Genomic DNA, 3,909 nt, shown 5'->3' with positions numbered 1-3,909 from the left:
CAGCTTCACTCCTTCTTCTATGGAAGCGGCTTTTCCTGCGATATAGAGTGCTGCACCTGCATTTAAACATACCGCCTGACGCTTCGGACCTTTTTCCTCACCTTTCAGGATTGCTTTTGTGATCTCTGCGTTTTCTGCAGGTGTACCACCTGTCAGGGCACCCTTCTCACATCTCTCATATCCGAACTGTTCCGGTGTGATCTCATAGGAAGTAAATTTGCCATCCCTGATCTCACATACAGAAGTAGGTGCACACATGGAAATCTCATCCAGACTGTCCTGTCCATAGACAACCATTCCTCTGTTAACGCCCAGATTTGCCATAACCTGTGCCAGTGGCTCCACCAGTGACTGATCGTAAACTCCCATCAGTTCCATGTTTGCACCTGCCGGATTACTTAACGGTCCAAGAATGTTAAATACAGTACGGATTCCTAGCTCTTTACGGATCGGTGCCACATATTTCATTGCAATGTGATAATTCTGCGCAAACAGGAAGCAGATGTTGATCTTTTTCAGGATCTCTGCACTGCGTTCCGGCGTCAGTGTAATCTTCACTCCCAGTGCTTCCAGAACATCTGCTGCACCGGATTTGGAGGATGCTGCCCTGCTTTCCATGTTTTGCAACCGGAACACCGCCTGCTGCGATCACCAGAGAAGAAGTAGTGGAAATATTGAAGGAATTAGAACCGTCTCCGCCGGTACCCACGATTTCAAGCACATCCAGGTTGTGGAGAAGTTTGATACAGTGAGCTCTCATTCCTGCTGCGGAAGCTGTGATCTCATCAATTGTCTCTCCTTTTAAAGCTAATGCAGTAAGATAAGCAGACATCTGTACAGGCGTTGCCTGACCGCTCATAATCTCGTCCATTACAGCTTCTGCTTCCGCATAAGCTAAATCCTGTTTCTTTGATAATTTAATAATGGCTTCCTTAATCATTTCTCACTACCTCCATAAAGTTCTCTATCATCACTCTGCCGTCCGGTGTCATTACAGATTCAGGATGAAATTGTACTCCGAACACAGGATATTTCGTATGTTCCACTGCCATGACCTCTCCGTCCTCTGACTCTGCTGTTACCCTAAGTTCTACAGGCAGGGTATCCTTTAACGCTGCCAGGGAATGATATCTGGCTGCTGCAAAGGTATCCGGCAGACCCTTGAAAAGCTGACTTTCTCCTGCTTTATACATCAGCTTTTTCTTTCCATGCATCAGCTCTTTTGCATAGGAAACTGTTCCTCCAAAGGCTTCGCAGATGGACTGATGTCCCAGGCACACACCCAGGATAGGGATTCTTCCTGCAAATTCTTTAATCACCGGAATACAGATACCTGCATCCTCCGGCCTTCCCGGACCAGGGGATAAAATGATGGCTTCCGGTTTCATCTCTGCGATTTCTTCCAGTGTACACTCATCGTTTCTCACTACTTTGATGTCCGGTTCCACTGCGCCGATGAGCTGATATAAGTTATAGGAAAAACTGTCATAATTATCGATCAGTAATATCATTCTAATCCCTCCTGTGCCTGTTCAATTGCCTGTACCACAGCTCTTGCCTTGTTGCAGCATTCCTGAAATTCCTTTTCCGGTACACTGTCTGCCACGATTCCGGCACCTGAACGGATACAGATTTCTCCGTTTTTCTTATAAACCAGGCGGATGGCAATACAGGTATCCAGATTTCCTGCAAAATCCAGATATCCGATGGCGCCTCCGTAAATGCCTCGTTTGCTCTGTTCCAGTTCCTCGATGATCTGGCAGGCTCTGAATTTGGGTGCTCCGGAAAGGGTTCCTGCCGGAAGGATTGCGTCCACTGCATCCACAGCATCTTTATCATCCCGGATAATCCCTGTTACTGTGGAGCCCAGATGCATTACATGGGAAAAACGTTCTACGCAGAGATACTTTTCTACTTTTACAGTTCCGATCTTGCTGATCTTTCCAATATCGTTTCTTCCCAGGTCTACCAGCATATTGTGTTCTGCCAGCTCTTTCTCATCTTTCAGAAGTCCCTCTTCAAGTTCTTTATCCTCTTCTCTTGTCTTTCCTCTTGGTCTGGTTCCTGCCAGAGGGAAGGTACTTAAGGTACCATTTTCCAGCTTCGCAAGGGTTTCCGGAGAAGCACCTGCCAGTTCAATGTCATCACTGGAGAAATAAAACATATAAGGAGAAGGATTAGATGCCCGAAGAACCCGGTAAGTATCAAACAGGCTTCCTGTTGCTTTCGCACGCATGGGATTGGAAAGTACTACCTGGAAAATATCACCTTCTCTGATGTAATGTTTGGCTTTCTCCACCATCTCTGCATATTTTTCTTTCGGAAATTTCGGCTGTATTTCTGACTGAAGTCTCAGCGGTTCAAATTCCATATGCTCCCCGTTTCGGATCAGCTGCGCCATTTCCTTCAATTTCTTTACTGCTTTCTCGTAGGAGGCTTCCAGATCCTCTGTCATCACACCTGTGATCAGAAGTACTTTCTGTCTGAAATGGTCAAATACGATCACCTGATCAAAAAGCATTAAATCCATGTCCCTGAAATCCTGCTGTTCCCTGTCCTCCAGTTTCAGCTTGGGTTCACTGTATTTGATATAATCGTAGGAGAAATATCCTACAAGACCGCCTGTAAAAGGAGGCATCTTTTCCATTACCGGGGTTTTATATTTCCGGATGATTTCTCTGAGAGTATCACCGGGATGTGTGACCTGCCTTACGGTTTCCTCTGTTTTTCCCTCAGCATCGGTTGTCCGGATCTTCAATGTTCCGTCTGTACAGGTAATCTCCATGGACGGTTCATACCCCAGGAAAGAATACCTGCCCCACACTTCTGTCTGGCTGGCACTTTCCAGCAGGTAACAATGGCGGCTGGCTTTTCGCAAAATGCGCATTACCTCTACCGGTGTATATCTGTCTGCATAAAGTTCTCTGCACAGAGGAATACGACGATATTCTTTTGTCTGTGCAAGCCGCCTGATGGTTTCTAATGTTGGATACATGGAAACACCTCCTGTGATTAATTCAGTTTCTGTCAGGAACATAAAAAAGCCCGCCCTTGACAGAATTATCGTTTCTGTCAAGGACGAGCGTATATACTTCACCCGCGGTGCCACCTTGATTTACGGTTTGAACCGTACTCTTTGCGAAATACCTTCATATTCCCGGCAACTGACGTATGCCTCACGTCACAGGATACTTAGTCTGCTCTGTAATCTTCAACCTTTCACTGTGCCCTCAGCGGCCCATTTGGCAGACTGCATTTCCACCCGGCTCTCACCTTCCCGGATTCTCTGTGCGCGCATGACTGCTTTGACTTCCGCTTCATCGGTTTAATCTGTTAAATTTATACTTAATTTACCACCGTAAACTATATTTGTCAACCCTGAATTTCATTCAATAACATATTTTTATCATTATCAGTTACTGTTCATTGGTAATATCCCGCGAGGTGTTTTTTGTGAACGAAGGTCACAGAAAACCCGAGACATACCGCGCGAATTTATGCGATTAGCATAAATTAAGTTTGCAAAGCAAACGATACTCCTTGGGCTTTGTACAAGGAAGTTCATATTTCCTGCATCGCGAAGCGTGTTACTGGGCACGGAGTGAACAGTAACCATTACCAGGAAATTCATTACAGATATCTGCAGTCTGTTTTCGCCACATACATCTGCACCAGATAATCATTCACTATAATCTGAATAAAAGCGCAAAACCAGATATTCCCAGTTTCGCGCTTTTTATTGTTTTACTTATTCACTTTCGAACAATCCCAGTGTGCCAACAAGTTGATTCTGCTGCTATTTCTTCTGTGCCTCTTTTTTCTTCATGTCAAGAATCTCTTCTGCAATCTCAACTTCGGATTTCTCATCCGGTGGAAGCACGATATTCAGAATGATAGCAAACAATGCTG

At 45.2% G+C, this 3,909-nt stretch carries 2 protein-coding genes and 1 pseudogene; all 3 read right to left on the bottom strand.

Annotated elements, in window-relative coordinates; all coding sequences use genetic code 11:
• Window positions 1-940 (bottom strand): annotated as a pseudogene (gene trpD / locus AC075L_RS05245) (anthranilate phosphoribosyltransferase); the annotation flags it as partial.
• Window positions 933-1,511, bottom strand: coding sequence for an anthranilate synthase component II (locus AC075L_RS05240; protein ID WP_118338588.1), 579 nt, complete (start codon window positions 1,509-1,511; stop codon window positions 933-935). The pseudogene trpD and the gene AC075L_RS05240, both read right to left, overlap by 8 nt.
• Complete coding sequence (gene trpE, locus AC075L_RS05235) at window positions 1,508-2,995, bottom strand: anthranilate synthase component I (protein WP_008707335.1); 1,488 nt, start codon at window positions 2,993-2,995, stop codon at window positions 1,508-1,510. The genes AC075L_RS05240 and trpE overlap by 4 nt, the downstream gene beginning before the upstream one ends.
• Window positions 2,996-3,909: the final 914 nt, after the last annotated feature.

The organism is Blautia sp. ZXY-1-B12 (assembly GCF_056339915.1).
Note: the sequence above shows the minus strand (reverse complement) of the source record. Positions and strands in the feature narration are given on the sequence as shown.

What these genes read in the sequence shown, in the direction of transcription:
- AC075L_RS05240 (WP_118338588.1), bottom strand. Translation starts at nt 1,511, where the DNA reads ATGATATTACTGATCGATAATTATGACAGTTTTTCCTATAACTTATAT.
- trpE (WP_008707335.1), bottom strand. Translation starts at nt 2,995, where the DNA reads ATGTATCCAACATTAGAAACCATCAGGCGGCTTGCACAGACAAAAGAA.